We start from the raw sequence: 15,592 nt of genomic DNA on the forward strand, positions 1-15,592 counted from the left end.
CTCCCATGGATGGGGGGCGCGGCCCTCAAGCGTTCAACGGGTCGGGATCGCTCAGCGAGCCAGCCCGCGGCCGGTCGCCGGCGGATCAGAACATCTGCCGGTAGGTATTCCAGCCGGAGCCGATCTTGGTGCGTGCCGAGAACGGCGCGGTGGACTTGCCCGTGCCCTTGTAGAGCCACAGCACACCGGACTCGTCCTTGGCCACGATGTCGCCCCGGCCGTCGCCGGTCAGATCGCCGCGGCCGGCCAGGTGGTTGTAGATGTTCCAGGCCTTGCCGAGCTTGACGCGCGCGGACAGGCCGCCGGTGCTGGTGCCCTTGTGCAGCCACAGGGCGCCGGCCGGGAAGCCGGTCGCCCGCTACGGAAGCCGGCACGGCGCGCTATCTGCCGTCAACTCGCCCCAGAGGTAACCCCGTCGGAAGAGAGACGGCGCTCCAGGAACGCCGTCATGGCCGCCCAGGTCTCGCTCTGCGCCAGAGCGGTCGCCTGCGGAGTGCCACCGGAGACCAGCGCGGCGGTGCGGTCGACGGTCGTCGGGACGAGCGGTGGCCGCAGGAGGTGACCGGCACCCCGGTGGACCAGCAGCACGTCGTCGGACCGGACGGCACGGCGCCGCGCCAGCAGGGCGCGGGCCATGGTAGCCGCAGGCCACACCGCGTCATCGGTGCCGGCGATCGCCATCAGCGGGGCGGTGATGTCCTCGACCGGGATCAGCGCGCCGCGCACGGCGACGGCGTTCCTGAGCCCGGACTGGTAGGTGCGGCGCAGCCGCAGTGCCGGCGAACGCGACAGGCCGCCTGGTAGGCGGCGCAGCAGGGTACGGGCGGCGAGTTGCGGGAGCAGCAGTGTGTCGCGCACGGGTACGTACGGAAGCGGCACATCCCGGTAGGTCCATGACGAGGTCTTCGGCGGCGGGCCGCCTCGATGGGGGGCCTGCCAGATCACGTGTGTCGGGGCGATCGCGACCACCGCGTGCACCGGCACCCCGGCCAGGGCGAGTGCCGCCAGCGCCCCGCCCGTGCCCAGGGAGAAGGCGACGACTCCGACGCGGCGGCCGGTCGCCACCGCGCCGACGGCCCGCGCGATGTGCTCGACGGGCATGACCGCATGCGCCGTGGATGCGACGACCACCGTGGTGAAGCCGCAGCGGGACGCCAGCAGCGCCGCCGTGGGCGCAACCGCCCCCGGGCCACCGGCGCCCGGCACCATCAGCACCACCGGGCGGTCTCCGTGCCCGGCACCGCGCGGTGCGTACTCCAGGAGCCGCAACCCCTGGTCGTCCCGTTCCGTGCGACCGACCCTCCGGGCCCGCCAGCGGCGGACGACCGTACGCCGCACCTGGCGCGCGGAGTCGGCGGCGCACCACACGGTCCACGTCAACGCGTCGTCAGAGGCCGTGAAGGTGACGGGCGACCCGTCCCGGTGAACGGGGGTCATCGACCACCACGGCCCCGACGGGTCGATACCGGTGTACGAGCCCGCGATCGGTGCGGTCAGCGCCGTGCCGGCGACTCCCCGGGCATCGGCCCGGTAGCGGTTGACGGACCGCCATACCGCTCCCGCGGCGTCGGTCACGTCGATCCGCACCGTCACCTGCTCATGCGCGCCGAGTCCCTGAACGAGGAGGTGGGGTACCTCGTCGACCAGACCGTCCCCGGGTGTGATGATCAGCTCCACCCTTCGGAACGTATGCGCCCATCGGCGGACCTGCGACCGGGCGCTCGCCGGTCGGGTGAGCGCCCGTCCGGTTCAGGAGTGACCGTTCGTCAGACGATCGGCCGGATATCGCTGGAACTGCCACAACGGACGCTCCAGATGCGAGAGGCGCCCGCCGGACGGCTCGGGCTGGGTCGCCAACCCGCGCTGGACCCCCGGATCGCGATGAGGTCTTCCCCCTGGATCAGCTCCGGCCACACACGTGACAGCCGCAGATACGACTCAGAGTCCGGTGACTGTCTCACCACACGAGGGACGGGCACGGTCGCGTGGGCGTCATGGGTGCCGGGCCCCGTCGGGATCCAGCGGAAGCAGGTCGCACCGGTCGGCAGCAGGGCCGGCATCAGCTGCGGAAAGACCCCCGCGATCAGCATGCCCGACAGTTCCGCCTCGCCAAGGCCCGGGATCGTCATCGACAGCGCAGCCGCCATGTCGTCAGCCATCGCCTCCGCCGCCGTGGGTGCGAACGGCATGAACGCGCTGAACCAGCGGCCCTCGCACTCGTGGAGTACGGTGACCTTGCCGGGCGGCACCGGCTCCAGCGCGCCCGCGTGTGTGCCCATGTGGTGGTAGCTCTCGGCGCCGTTCTCCACCGCTGCCTTCCAGTTCACCGGAACGCCGTCCCAGCGGGCCGAGTTCGGCGTCCGCGGCGAGAGCGGTGTCCTGCGTTTGCTGCATTGGTGTGCGACCGCCTTCCGTTTCAGGGGGTTCGGTGCACTCGACGCCAGGCGACGGGCCCTGCCCGGCGGATCGGCACCAGGACCGATCCACCGGTCGTCGCGGTACATACCTCGGATGAACGACGGTCACGCTCCGCTGCGTCGCGAGGCGATCAGCTCGATCTCCGCGAGGGACGCCGCCGCCGCCGGGACCAGCCGGTACCTGTCGAAGGTGCCTGGCTGGCCGACCGTGAACACCCGGGTCTGCCGGTCCCAGGCGAACGACTCACCGGCCCGCTTGTCGACATCGGTCCACGTGGTGCCGTCATGCGAGCCCTGGAGCACCCAGCCTGTCGGCGCCGTGGCCTTCGCCGACGAGGTGAGGGTGTACTGGACGGCTCTGGTGCCGGATGCGACCGGCAGCCCCACGGGCGCCGACGGGCCCAGTGCCCCCTCCGTGGCGGAGGTGTCGTCGAACAGCGGGCCGGCGCCGCTGATCGTGTCGCGCCGTGGTTCCGGCACCCTGTCGTCCTGGGTGATGGACACCGGAGCGGCACCGCTGCCCGTCCCCCAGCGCGAGGGCCGGGGGCCCATGGCGAACTCCAGGGTGCCGCCGCGCGCGAGGAGCTCGTGCGGCAGCGCGGTGGAGTGCCACGTCCGGCCGTTGACCTTCACACCCTGGACGTAGATGTTCGAGGCGCTGTTGCGTGGGGCAGTCACCACCAGCTCACGGCCGTTCTCCAGCCGCACGGTGGCCTTGGTGAACAAGGGCGACCCGATGGTGTACTCCCCGCTGCCCATCACCAGCGGATAGAAGCCCAGCGCGGAGAACAGGAACCAGGCGGACTGCTCGCCGTTGTCCTCGTCGCCGTGGTAGCCCTGGCCGATCTCGCTGCCGGTGTAGAGGCGGGACAGCACCTCGCGCACCTTCTCCTGCGTCTTCCACGGTTGGGAAGCCGCGTTGTACATATAGGTGACATGGTGGGCGACCTGGTTGGAGTGCCCGTACATGCCCATCCGTACGTCCCTGGCCTCCGTCATCTCGTGGATGACGCCTCCGTACGAGCCCGCGAACTCCGGCGAGGCGGTCTCCGGCGTGGCGAAGTAGGTGTCCAGTTTCCCGCCGAGCCCGGCCCGGCCGCCGTACAGGTTCGCCAGGCCGCGGGTGTCCTGGGGCGCCGTGAACGCATAGCCGTATCCATTGGTCTCGGTGTAGTCGTATCCCCAGATCCTGGGGTCGTACCGGTCCGCCGGGACCCGCCAGTCACCCTTCAGGTTCCGGCCCTGGAAGAAGCCGGTTTCGGAGTCGAACAGCGACACATAGGTGCGTGCGCGGTTGAGGAAGTAGGCCGCCTCCTCCTTGTAGCGGGGCTTGTGTGTCTTCTTGAAAAGAGCCTCGGCCATCCGGGAGAGGCCGTAGTCGTTGAGACAGCCTTCCAGCGTCCAGGACAGTCCCTCGTGGGTCTCGGTCGACGCGTATCCGATGAACGGCGAGGTCTCCATGCCCTTGCGGCCCACGCCCCGGTGCGGCGGTGCCACGGTCGCGTTCTTGAGTGCCGCCTCGTAGGCGGTCTCGGCGTCGAAGCCCCGTACGCCCTTGACGTACGCGTCGGCGAAGGCGACATCGGACGAGGTGCCGGTCATCAGATCGGCGTAACCGGGCGACGACCAGCGGGAGATCCAGCCGCCGTCCCGGTACTGCTGGACGAAGCCGTCGACCAGCTCGCCTGCCTTGCCCGGAGTCAGGAAGGAGTACGCGGGCCAGGTGGTCCTGTAGGTGTCCCAGAAACCGTTGTTGACGTAGACCCGGCCGTCGACGAGCTTCGCGCCGGTGCGGGTCGGGGTGTCCGGGCCGGTCTGCGGTGAGAAGGGGCTGGCGTACACGTCCTTCCCGTCCACCTTCTCGAAGCCGGAGTTCGGATACAGATACAGCCGGTAGAGCGAGGAGTAGAGCGTCACCAGCTGGTCATGGGTCGCGCCCTCGACCCGGACCCGGCCGAGGATGCCGTCCCAGGCATCCTGCGCGAGGCCCTTGACCCGGTCGAAGTCCGAGGACTGCGGGATCTCCTGGGCCAGGTTCCGCTTCGCCTGGTCGACGCTGATCAGCGAGGTCGCGATCCGCAGGGTGACGGTGCGGTCGGCTCCGGCGTCGAAGCGCAGATGCCCCTTGACGCCCTGCGACGCGGACGCGGTGACGGGCGCGTCGAAGACCCCGTACACGAACAGCCTGGTGGCACCCGTGGAGAGGCCGCTCTTGACGTCGGAGTAGCCGGTGAAGGAGCTGGTCGCGGGGTCGAGGCTGAGCCCGGCCTGCTCGGTGACGTTGTCGAACAGCACCGCGGCTTGCTCACCCGGATAGGTGAATCGCATCATCGCGGCGTGGTCCGCCGGGGCGATCTCGGCCTTGAGCCCGTTCTCGAAGGTCACCCCGTAGTAGTGCGCACGCGCGGTCTCCTTCTCGTGCCGGAAGGGCAGAGCCCGGGCCGTGCGGGAGGTGTCGGGCGTGCCGTCGGCAGCCGACGGCATGAGCTGGAAGGTCTGCCGGTCGCCCATCCACGGGCTCGGCTCATGGCTGGCGCTGAACGCCTGGATGGTGGGCAGGTTGTCGGCGTTGTTGGCGCGGGCGTATTCGTACAGCCAGCTCAGTGAGCCCGCGTTGGTGACCGGGGTCCAGAAGTTGAAACCATGCGGTACCGCGGTCGCCGGGAAGGTGTTGCCACGCGAGAACGAACCGCTGGAGTTGGTGCCGCGCACTGTGGAGACGTAGTCCGACAGGCGCGCCGGCCGCGTCGCGGGCACCGCCGCGGCGAGCCTGATGTCGTCGATCCAGCCCTGGAACCTCGCGGGGCCGGTGGGGGAGTCGTACGCCACCAGGATCCGGTCCACCGTCTTGCCCGCCGCGACGGCCCCGATCCGCGCGGTGACCTGGTTCCACTGGTTGACGTAGAGCCGCTTGGCCGCGCCCTGGCCCTGCGGCGTCAGCAGCCCGCCGTGTGAGTCCACCGCCCGGAGGTCACTCAGATAGGTGCCGTCGGTGAACGCGAGGTCCACGGCCACATGGGTGGCGGGGTACTTCAGGTCCGTCTCCGCCATGGACGGAAAGACCCGGTACGACAGCTCCGTGTCCCGCCGTACGGCTGTACTGACATCGAAGATCTTGTTGTACGAGTACGCGCGCCCGTCCGTCTTGTGTGTGCCCGCGTACCTCAGTGCGCGTTTGCCCGTGAAACCCGCGTTCGCCTTCGCGGTGGGGGAGCCCCCGGGCCCGCGGTCGACCAGGCTGCGCATGTCCTCGGGTGCCGGGGTGCCGGTGTCGCCGTCGGAGAACTGCACATCGGCCAACTGGGTGGCGTCGGACGCGCCGTTGTTCGCGGCGATCTCCAGGCGGTAGTGGGTGTACGCGGCCGCGGCGGCGGCGTCGATGTCGTATGTCCTGGTCTGGAAGCGCCGGTCGAAGGCCTCGCCCGTGCGGGTGTCGAGGGTCTTCCACTCCCTGCCGTCCGGCGAGCCCTGGAGTGTCCAGTCCCTGGGATCGCGGGTGGGGAAGTCATTGGCCGAGGTCAACGCGTATCTGACGACCTTGACCGGGGCGTCCGTGTCGAATTCGATCCAGGCGCTGGACTGGAAACCCAACCATTTGGTGGTGGGCTGGAGATCGACCAGATTTTCCTTGACCTCGCCGGCTCCGCTGTTCTCGCCGCTGGCACGCAGTTCGATGACCTTGTCCGTCACATTGCCCGGAATTCCGGAAGCGTAGCCGCCGTCGACGCCGGATGACCGCTTGCCTCCGTCCGGTCCCGTCTCCACGGTGTCGCGCCAGTCGGGCCGGGCCTCGTTCGCCTCGAACGAAGTACTGAACTCCGTTGCCAGTGAAGGAGGTTGCGAGGGTTGCGCGGTGGCGGCGTACTGTCCTGCCGCCACCAGCAGGGCGGTGGCCGCCGCTAGCGCAGCCACGCGGAATCGTCTGTGCCGAGAGCTGGATCTGGGCCGCATGCCGACGCTTTCCTCCCTGCGGGAGCGAATCCGGACAACGTTGTCAGACTGATTGCGCAAGCTCCAGTAGGGAGGCAAGTGCCGCACGGTGTCAAGGGTGTTGACGGTGTGGCAGGTTCGAAATCGGCCGTTTCGATGAGATTCTTGATCGCGAATGGATGAGGGGGTGGAAACGGCGCAGTGAGGCGGAGAGGAAGGGATTTGGTGGTACTCCCGCTATCCGTGAGATCTCAGATCGGGAAAGTCTGGCGGTCAACCTTGTTTTCGATCTTGCTCAGCCGACCGCAAGTGGACTATACCTGTCGGCGTCCGCCTCCCGAGCGAACGCGGCGCGGCGGCGAGCCGGGCGCCGCCCACCCCGTACCCGTCGCGCCCCACTGACCCCGGCACGACCGCACCCCTGCACGACTGAACCCCCTGCACGACCCAGCTTCAGCAAAAGACCGCGGTGGCGGGGCCTTCGCCTCAGACGATGAGACGGGCGACCGGTACACCGCCTGAGTCCTGGAGAAGGCGAGGACTTGAGCATGGGATCTACCTCCGGCCATCCGAACGGCGGTATCGACCGCCGTGCACTGATCAAGCGCACCGCGGCGATCGGCCTTATCACCCTTCCGGCGATGAACCTCCTGTCCGCCTGCGCGAGCGGCACCGGCGGGGCGGGCGGCTCCAAGGTCGAGAAGGGCAAGGTCACCAAGACCAACCCGCTCGGCGTCAACGAGACCGCCCCCCTGGAGGTGGTCATCTTCGACGGCGGCTTCGGCCAGCAGTACGCCATCGACGCGGAGAAGAAGTACAACGCGGCCTTCCCGAAGGCACCCCAGGTTACCCACAAGGCCACCCAGAAGATCCAGTCCGAGCTCCAGCCCCGCTTCAACGGCGGGACCCCACCCGACCTCATCGACAACTCGGGTGCCGAGCAGATGGACATGGGCGTCCTCGTCGGCAAGAAGCAACTCGCCGACCTCACCCCGCTGCTCGACGCGCCCTCGTTCGACAACCCCGACAAGACGGTGCGCGACACCCTGCGCCCCGGAATCGTCGAGATGGGCCAGTTCGACGGCGCACCCGTCTGGATCCTCTACTACGCCTACACCGTCTACGGCGTCTGGTATTCGGCGACCGCGCTCGACCGGCTCGACGCCCAGTACCCCGAGACCTGGGACGAGATGCTCGCCCTCTGCGAGAAGGCGAAGAAGCGGGGCATCGCCGGGTGGACGTACGCCGGCAAGCATCCGTACTACCTCCCCTTCTCGCTCTACCCGTTCATCGCCAAGATCGGCGGCCGGGAGGTCCTGGACTCGATCGACAACCTGGAGCCCAACGCCTGGAAGCACCCCGCCGTCAAGTCCGCCTTCGAGGCGTACTACGAGCTCTACAAGAAGGGGTACGTCCTCAAGGGCACCCCCGGCCTCGACCACATCCAGTCCCAGACCGCCTGGACCAAGGGCAAGGCGCTGTTCATCCCCAACGGCTCCTGGGTGGAGAACGAGGCCGCCGCCACCATGCCGAAGGACTTCGACCTCGCGGTCGCCGCGCCGTCCGGACTCGACGCGTCGGACGCGATGCCGTTCGGCACCATCTGGGCCTCCGGTGGCGAGCCCTTCATCGTCCCGGCGAACGCCAAGAACGTCGAGGGCGGCATGGAGCAGCTGCGCATCATGCTCAGCGAGGCGTCGTCGCGGAACTTCACCCGGCAGGTGAAGTCGCTGACCGCGTTCAACGGCGGCACCGACGGGATCGCGCTGACACCGGGTCTGAAATCGGGTGTCGCGGCGCTTGCCACAGCGGGGGAGAACGTTGTCAACCCGCGCCTCCAGGACTGGTACGTCAAGCTCCAGAAGGAGCAGATCGGCGTGGCGGGCCTGGGCGAGATGATGGCCGGACGGCTCACCCCGGCCGAGGCGATCAGCAAGATCCAGGGATTCGCCGACAAGGCCGCCCAGGACTCGTCCGTCAAGAAGTACAAGCACCAGTGAGCGGCCAGTGCTCCCGGGACCGCCGCTCTGACGGCGTTCCCGGGAGCACCCGGGGCACTCGGCACCAGCGGCGGCGCGTTCCGCAGGATCGGGGTCGGTAGGCATGCAGCACGGCAAGTACCGTTTCATCGTGGGGTTCCTGGCGGCCCCCCTGGCGCTGTACGCGCTCTTCGTCGTCTGGCCGTTCGTCCAGTCGATCTTCTACTCCTTCACCGACTGGACCGGTCTGAGCCCGGACTTCGCCATGGTCGGCTTCGACAACTACGCCCGGATGTGGGACGACGACATCTTCTGGAAGTCCCTCCAGCACAGCCTGCTGTTCGCGCTGCTGCTGCCGGTGGCCACCATCGGCCTCGCCCTGTTCTTCGCCTTCATGATCAATGTCGGTGGACGGCACCGGAGAGGCGCCACGGTCTCCGGGGTACGCGGCTCGTCCTTCTACAAGATCGCCTACTTCTTCCCGCAGGTGCTGTCGATCGCGATCGTCGCCCTGCTCTTCCAGTTCGCGTACAACCCCGAGAGCGGGGCCATCAACTCGGCGCTCAAGGCGGTCGGGCTGGGCGGGATCCAGCCGCTGTGGCTGGGCGACCCGGACCTCGCCCTGTGGTGTGTGATGGCGGTCCTCGTCTGGTCCACGGTGGGCTTCTTCGTCGTTCTCTTCTCAGCGGCGATGGCGTCCATCCCGAAGGACTTCTACGAAGCCGCGCTGCTGGACGGCGCGACCCGGTTCACCACCTTCTTCCGGATCACGCTGCCGCTGCTGTGGGACACCATCCAGTCCGGCTGGGTCTACATGGGCATCCTCGCGCTCGGCGCGGAGTCCTTCGCGGTGGTGCAGATCATGACCACGGGGCCGGGCGGCCCCGACTACTCGACCACGGTGATGGTGCTGTACGTGTACCAGTCCGCGTTCCGCGACGGCGCGGCGGCCTACGCGACCACGATCGGCGTCGCCCTGCTGATTGTCACGCTGGCGTTCGCCGCCGTCGTGATGAAGCTGGGTCGGCGAGAGCGTCTGGAGTACTGACGTGAAGATGACGGAGACCTCGCAAACTTCAGCGACCTCTCCCGCCGGCGCCGCTGGGTCAACCCTGCCGCAGGTGGCGAAGACCCACCGGCCGGACCCGCCCGGCGCGCCTTCGCGGCGCAGGCGGCGCCACGGCGACGGCAAGGTCCTCAACGTCTTCTCGCACGGCATGCTGGTCCTGTGGGCCCTGATGGTCGTCCTGCCGCTGCTGTGGGCCGTGATGACCTCGTTCAAGGATGACAACGCGATCTTCAGCTCGCCTTGGGCGCTGCCCGACCGGCTCCACTTCGAGAACTGGTCCCGTGCCTGGAGCCAGGCCCATATGAGCGACTACTTCCTGAACACCGTCCTGGTGGTCGCCGGCTCCCTCGCGGGCACGCTGCTGCTCGGCTCGATGGCGGCGTACGTCCTCGCCCGGTTCGACTTCCCGGGCAACCGCTTCATCTACTTCCTCTTCGTCGGCGGCATGAGCTTCCCGATCATGCTGGCGCTGGTCCCGCTGTTCTACGTCATGAACAACATCCAGCTCCTGAACACGATCCACGGCCTGATCCTCGTCTACATCGCGTACTCGCTGCCTTTCACGGTGTTCTTCCTGACCGCCTTCTTCCGCACGCTGCCGACGTCGGTGGCGGAGGCGGCCCTGATCGACGGGGCCTCGCACACCCGTACGTTCTTCCAGGTCATGTTGCCGATGGCCAAACCCGGACTGATCAGCGTGGGCATCTTCAACTTCCTGGGCCAGTGGAACCAGTACATGCTGCCGACGGTGCTGAACAGCGATCAGGACCAGAAGGTGCTGTCCCAGGGGCTGGTCCAGCTGGCGGTGAGCCAGGGGTACAAGGGCGACTGGTCAGGCCTGTTCGCGGGGCTGGTGATGGCGATGCTGCCGGTGCTGGCGGCGTATGTGATCTTCCAGCGGCAGGTGGTGGCCGGGCTGACGGCGGGGGCGCTGAAGTAGGGCTGAGCCCTGCGGCAGGGCCGCCTCCGCGTGGCCCCCGGGCCCCGGAAGCGCCGCGTGGCCCACGCCGCGGGGGTCACAGCACTAGCAGACCCGCCGCGCCGTGAAGGCTGCGGATGCTGAAGTCAAGGGACCCCGTCCGTTTGCCGCCCTTGAGGCAGCCGGGCGGGGCTTTCGTGCCAGGACTGCCCGCCGCAGCACGCATCCGGCGGGCTCTGCGTATGCGCTCAGGTCTTGACGGGGAGCAGCCCCAAAGGCTCCCCTTAGAGTTCACATGTTGGAGTAATGAGCGGGAGTGTGTGAGTCGATGGAGACTCCGGGGTCGCAGACATCTCTGCATCGGGCGAATCTCGAGCGTGTCGTACGTGCTGTGCGTATGGCCGGCTCGCTCACTCAGGCCGAGATCGCGAGGTCGACCGGCCTGTCCGCCGCCACGGTCTCCAACATCGTTCGCGAACTGAAGGAGGGCGGCACGGTCGAGGTGACCCCCACCTCGGCGGGCGGCAGGCGGGCTCGGAGCGTGTCGCTGAGCGGGGACGCGGGGATCGTGATCGGGGTGGACTTCGGGCACACCCACCTACGGGTCGCCGTGGGCAACCTCGCCCATCAGGTGCTGGCCGAGGAGTCCGAGCCGCTTGATGTCGACGCCTCGTCCGAGGAGGGCTTCGGTCGGGCGGAAGTGCTGGTCAAACGGCTGATCGCGGACACCGGGATCAGCGCGGACAAGGTGATCGGGGTCGGGCTCGGTGTGCCGGGGCCGATCGATGTCGAGTCCGGGACGCTGGGGTCGACGTCGATCCTGCCGGGCTGGACCGGGATAAACCCCAGCGACGAGCTCTCGCGGCGGCTCGGGGTGCCGGTGTACGTCGACAACGACGCCAACCTCGGCGCGCTCGGCGAGCTGGTCTGGGGCAGCGGCCGGGGCGTGAAGGACCTCGCCTACATCAAGGTGGCCAGCGGTGTGGGCGCGGGGCTGGTCATCAACGGCCAGATCTACCGGGGCCCGGGCGGCACGGCGGGCGAGATCGGGCATATCACCCTGGATGAGTCGGGTCCCGTCTGCCGTTGCGGCAATCGGGGCTGCCTGGAGACCTTCGCTTCCGCCCGCTATGTGCTGCCGTTGCTCCAGCCCAGTCATGGCCCGGATCTGACCATGGACCGGGTCGTGCAGCTGGCGCGTGAGGGCGATCCGGGCTGCCGCAGGGTGATCGCCGACGTGGGGCGGCACATCGGCAGCGGGGTCGCGAATCTATGCAATCTACTTAATCCGACCAGGGTCGTGCTGGGCGGCAATCTGGCCGAAGCGGGAGAATTGGTGCTTGCGCCGATCAGGGAGTCCGTCTCCCGGTACGCGATTCCCAGCGCGGCCCGCCAACTGTCGCTGCTGCCCGGGGCGCTGGGGAGTCGGGCTGAGGTGCTGGGTGCCCTGGCGCTTGTGCTCAGCGAAATGGGCGATTCAACACTTATGGATAGTTCTGCTGGTTCTGGAAGTGCCCTCTCTGCGGGTGGGCCTGCCTTCACTTAGATAACGAATGGCACCGTTGTCATCTCGTTAAGGATTTACTCCTTGACGACGGGGAGGCGTCCGAGTTGACTTCCAGCCACCTCGGCCGCGTGACGCGGCCTCGTCAGGGAGGTTTCTGAATGAACACGCAGATGCGTCGCGCAGCCGTGGCACTCGCCGCCACCGCCATGGCCGTGTCCCTCGCCGCCTGTGGCAGTGCCAAGGAGTCCGGAGAGAACGCCAACAGCGCGGGCGAGAAGAAGGGCGACGACCTCAAGATCGGTCTGCTGCTCCCGGAGAACCAGACCGCCCGCTACGAGAAGTTCGACAAGCCGCTGATCGAGGAGGAGATCAGCAAGCTGACGAACGGCAAGGCCGAGGTCGTCTACGCCAACGCCAAGCAGGACGCGACGCTCCAGACCCAGCAGGTCGAGACGATGATCACCAACAAGGTGGACGCGCTGATCATCGACGCGGTCGACTCCAAGGCGATCGCCGGCAGCGTGAAGAAGGCCAAGGAGGCCGGTATCCCGGTCGTTGCCTTCGACCGCCTCGCCGAGGGCCCGATCGACGCGTACACCTCCTTCGACAACGAAGAGGTCGGCCACGTCCAGGGCAAGGCGCTCCTCGCGGCGCTGGGCGACAAGGCCAAGGACGGCCAGATCGTCATGATGAACGGTGCCATCACCGACCCGAACGCCGCCCTCTTCAAGAAGGGCGCGAAGGCCGAGCTCGAAGGCAAGGTCAACATCGGCAAGGAGTACGACACCAAGGAGTGGAAGCCGGAGAACGCCAACTCCAACATGGAGGCCGCGATCTCGGCCCTCGGCAAGGACAAGATCATCGGCGTGTACTCCGCGAACGACGGCATGGCGGGCGGCATCATCACCGCCCTGAAGGCCGGCGGCTTCACCAAGCTCCCCCCGGTCACCGGCCAGGACGCCGAGCTCGCCGGTGTGCAGCGGATCGTCGCGGGTGAGCAGTACATGAGCGTCTACAAGCCGTACGCGCCGGAGGCAGCCGCCGCCGCCAAGATGGCCGTGCTGCTCGCCAAGGGCGAGAAGCTCGGGGCCGTGGAGACCGCCCGGGTCGACAGCCCCACCAACAACGGCATCCCCGCCGTGCTCGTCCCGGTCGTCTCGCTGACCAAGGACAACATCAAGGACACCGTGATCAAGGACGGCGTCTACACCATCGACGAGATCTGCACCGCGAAGTACAAGGCCGCCTGCGAAGCGGCCGGCCTGAAGTAGGTCCCCCGGAGTCCCGGCCGGCGTCCGGCGTCCGGACTGTCGGAGTCCAGTACGCCAAGCCCAGGCCAGGGACCCAGGGACCCCGGAAGCCTGCCCGGTGCCCCGTCCCAGTCCAGTCCCGCTATAGGGGCGGGGCACCGGGCAGAAACGCTTCTGCTTGCTTCCGGTCCGCCTACTTCCGGTCTGCTTGCTTTCGGTTCTTTCTGAATACTTGATTCTGCTCGACCCACCGCACCACCTGGTCTTCCGGGGGCGCGGCAGCCCCGCCGGTCAGGCGGCGAAGGAGATGGTTCACGTGTTCGCTACGCCCGTGCTGGCGTTGCGCGGGGTCTCCAAGCGGTTCGGTGCCGTCCAGGCGCTCACCGACGTAGAGCTTGAGGTCCACGCCGGCGAGGTGGTCGCCCTTGTAGGCGACAACGGCGCCGGTAAGTCCACCCTGGTCAAGACGATCGCGGGAGTGCACCCCATCGATGAGGGCGTCATCGAGTGGGAGGGCAGGTCCGTCGCGATCCACAAGCCCCACGACGCCCAGAACCTGGGCATCGCGACCGTCTACCAGGACCTCGCGCTGTGCGACAACATCGACGTCGTCGGCAACCTCTACCTCGGCCGTGAGCTGCGCAAGCGCGGTGTTCTGGACGAGGTCGAGATGGAGCGCCGCTCCCGCGAGCTGCTGAGCACGCTGTCGATCCGCATCCCCAGCGTGCGCATCCCGATCGCCTCCCTCTCCGGCGGTCAGCGGCAGACGGTGGCCATCGCCCGTTCGATGCTCGGTGAGCCCAAGCTCGTCATCCTCGACGAGCCGACCGCCGCGCTCGGCGTAGAGCAGACCGCACAGGTGCTCGACCTTGTGGAGCGGCTGCGCGAGCGCGGCCACGCCGTCATCCTCATCAGCCACAACATGGCCGATGTGAAGGCCGTCGCCGACAAGGTGGCGGTGCTCCGCCTCGGCCGCAACAACGGCGTCTTCGACGTCAAGTCCACCTCGCAGGAAGAGATCATCTCCGCCATCACCGGCGCCACGGACAACGCCGTGACCCGTCGTGCGGCGCGCACCTCGGAGGCGCAGAAGTGAGCATCGACAAGACCTCCGCCCACGGTGCAGGCGGACACCAGGTAGTGAACCCGGACGCCGCGCACGACGCGGTCACCGCGGTCGACCCCCGGCTGCTGGTACGCGAGCAGGGCATCGCGGGCTACCTCTCCGAGTTCAAGCGCAAGTTGCACGCCGGGGACCTCGGCTCCATCCCGGTCGTGATCGGCCTGGTCATCATCGCCGTCGTCTTCCAGAGCCTGAACTCCGAGTTCCTCTCCGCGAAGAACATCTCGGACATCGCCGTGACCATGGTGGGCACGGGCACGATGGCCGTGGGCATCATCTTCGTGCTGCTCCTCGGCGAGATCGACCTGTCGGTCGGTTCGGTCAGCGGTGTCTCGGGCGCGATCGTCGCGGTCATGGCCGTGACCCACGGGATGAACGAATGGCTCGCGGTCTTCGTGGCCCTCGCCGCCGGAGCCGCGATCGGCGCGCTCCACGGCTTCTTCTTCGCGAAGATCGGCGCTCCGGCGTTCGCCGTCACCCTCGCCGGCCTGCTGTTCTGGCTCGGCTTCATGCTCCAACTGCTCGGTGACCAGGGCACCATCAACCTGGACAGCGAGGGCGCCGTGGGCAGTCTGACGACGTACTTCTTCTCCGACGTCGCCGCCGCCTACGGTCTGGCCGCCGCCGCGGTCGCGGTGTTCTTCGTGACCTCGCTGCTGGGCAACCGCCGCCGTGCGGCCGTCGGGATCCCCTCCCGGCCGCTGTCCGACATCGTGCTGCGTACGGTGCTGCTGGCAGTCATCGCCTTCGGCGCGGCGTTCATGTTCAATCAGTACAAGGGCTTGCCGCTGGCGTTCGTCCTGTTCCTCGCCGTGCTGGTGATCACGGACTTCGTGCTCCGCCGCACCGCCTACGGACGCAAGATCTTCGCGCTCGGCGGCAGTGTCGAGGCCGCCCGCCGCGCCGGAATCAACGTCGCCGCGGTCCGGATCTCGGTCTTCGCGCTCTCCGGCTTCTTCGCGGCGGTCGGCGGCCTGTTCTGGGCCTCCAAGATCGCGGCCGCCAACCAGAGCGCCGGTACGGGCGACCTGCTGATGAACGTCATCGCCGCGGCCGTCATCGGCGGCACCAGCCTCTTCGGCGGACGCGGCCGGACGTGGAACGCGCTCCTCGGCGCCCTGGTGATCGTCGCGATCCAGTACGGTCTCGCGCTCGAAGGCATCAGGACCCCTGTGGTCTACATGATCACCGGTGGTGTGCTGCTCGCCACCGTCGTGATCGACTCGGTCACGCGCAAGACGCAGAAGACCGCGGGCCGCGCGTAACGCCGCTCACACAGTGCCCGGGGCCCCGACCCGGTCCCGGCCCGAACCCCGGGTGACCCCCCGCAGCGGGGGTGGGCGAATCCTCCGGGCGCCACCCGCGGCGCCCGCCGTCAGCCGGTGGGGGGGGGAGCGC

10 protein-coding genes are annotated in these 15,592 nt (G+C 68.3%); 7 read left to right on the forward strand and 3 right to left on the reverse strand.

Going from position 1 to position 15,592, the window contains the following annotated elements; translation table 11 throughout:
• Positions 1-390: 390 nt before the first annotated feature.
• The 3 genes from ACFWI9_RS15325 to ACFWI9_RS15335 all read right to left on the reverse strand — a co-directional run bounded on the left by ACFWI9_RS15325 (position 391) and on the right by ACFWI9_RS15335 (position 6,368).
• On the reverse strand, positions 391-1,677 hold the full coding sequence (locus ACFWI9_RS15325) for an acyl-CoA thioesterase/bile acid-CoA:amino acid N-acyltransferase family protein (RefSeq protein ID WP_387162128.1): 1,287 nt from the start codon (positions 1,675-1,677) through the stop codon (positions 391-393).
• Positions 1,678-1,766: 89 nt separating this feature from the next.
• Positions 1,767-2,327: an SRPBCC family protein gene (locus ACFWI9_RS15330; protein ID WP_387162130.1), complete on the reverse strand. Its 561-nt coding sequence runs from the start codon at positions 2,325-2,327 to the stop codon at positions 1,767-1,769.
• A gap of 195 nt (positions 2,328-2,522) precedes the next feature.
• Entirely contained in the window at positions 2,523-6,368 is a 3,846-nt protein-coding gene (locus tag ACFWI9_RS15335; RefSeq protein WP_387162132.1) for a GH92 family glycosyl hydrolase, read from the reverse strand.
• Between the two features lie 527 nt (positions 6,369-6,895).
• Here ACFWI9_RS15335 and ngcE point away from each other — a divergent pair.
• The 7 genes from ngcE (at position 6,896) to ACFWI9_RS15370 (ending at position 15,459) form a co-directional block, all read left to right on the forward strand.
• On the forward strand, positions 6,896-8,347 hold the full coding sequence (gene ngcE, locus ACFWI9_RS15340; RefSeq protein WP_387162134.1) for an N-acetylglucosamine/diacetylchitobiose ABC transporter substrate-binding protein: 1,452 nt from the start codon (positions 6,896-6,898) through the stop codon (positions 8,345-8,347).
• A 103-nt stretch (positions 8,348-8,450) separates the two neighbouring features.
• A complete protein-coding gene (locus tag ACFWI9_RS15345) occupies positions 8,451-9,374 on the forward strand; it encodes a carbohydrate ABC transporter permease (protein ID WP_387162136.1) in 924 nt (307 codons plus the stop codon).
• A gap of 7 nt (positions 9,375-9,381) precedes the next feature.
• A complete protein-coding gene (locus ACFWI9_RS15350) occupies positions 9,382-10,335 on the forward strand; it encodes a carbohydrate ABC transporter permease (RefSeq protein ID WP_387162138.1) in 954 nt (317 codons plus the stop codon).
• Between the two features lie 307 nt (positions 10,336-10,642).
• Complete coding sequence (locus tag ACFWI9_RS15355) at positions 10,643-11,860, forward strand: ROK family protein (protein ID WP_387162140.1); 1,218 nt, start codon at positions 10,643-10,645, stop codon at positions 11,858-11,860.
• Positions 11,861-11,979: 119 nt separating this feature from the next.
• Entirely contained in the window at positions 11,980-13,092 is a 1,113-nt protein-coding gene (locus ACFWI9_RS15360) for a sugar ABC transporter substrate-binding protein (RefSeq protein WP_387162142.1), read from the forward strand.
• 286 nt (positions 13,093-13,378) lie between these two features.
• On the forward strand, positions 13,379-14,167 hold the full coding sequence (locus tag ACFWI9_RS15365; RefSeq protein ID WP_387162160.1) for an ATP-binding cassette domain-containing protein: 789 nt from the start codon (positions 13,379-13,381) through the stop codon (positions 14,165-14,167).
• Entirely contained in the window at positions 14,164-15,459 is a 1,296-nt protein-coding gene (locus tag ACFWI9_RS15370) for a sugar ABC transporter permease (RefSeq protein WP_387162144.1), read from the forward strand. Before ACFWI9_RS15365 ends, ACFWI9_RS15370 begins: the two co-directional genes overlap by 4 nt.
• Positions 15,460-15,592 lie beyond the last annotated feature (133 nt).

This window comes from Streptomyces sp. NPDC127084 (assembly GCF_042724175.1).
Taxonomy (GTDB): Bacteria; Actinomycetota; Actinomycetes; order Streptomycetales; family Streptomycetaceae; genus Streptomyces.

Excerpts from the sequence above, each read along its gene's own strand:
- ACFWI9_RS15355 (WP_387162140.1), top strand. The coding sequence starts at position 10,643 with ATGGAGACTCCGGGGTCGCAGACATCTCTGCATCGGGCGAATCTCGAG.
- ngcE (WP_387162134.1), top strand. The coding sequence starts at position 6,896 with ATGGGATCTACCTCCGGCCATCCGAACGGCGGTATCGACCGCCGTGCA.
- ACFWI9_RS15345 (WP_387162136.1), top strand. The coding sequence starts at position 8,451 with ATGCAGCACGGCAAGTACCGTTTCATCGTGGGGTTCCTGGCGGCCCCC.
- ACFWI9_RS15365 (WP_387162160.1), top strand. The coding sequence starts at position 13,379 with ATGGTTCACGTGTTCGCTACGCCCGTGCTGGCGTTGCGCGGGGTCTCC.
- ACFWI9_RS15350 (WP_387162138.1), top strand. The coding sequence starts at position 9,382 with ATGACGGAGACCTCGCAAACTTCAGCGACCTCTCCCGCCGGCGCCGCT.
- ACFWI9_RS15360 (WP_387162142.1), top strand. The coding sequence starts at position 11,980 with ATGAACACGCAGATGCGTCGCGCAGCCGTGGCACTCGCCGCCACCGCC.
- ACFWI9_RS15335 (WP_387162132.1), bottom strand. The coding sequence starts at position 6,368 with ATGCGGCCCAGATCCAGCTCTCGGCACAGACGATTCCGCGTGGCTGCG.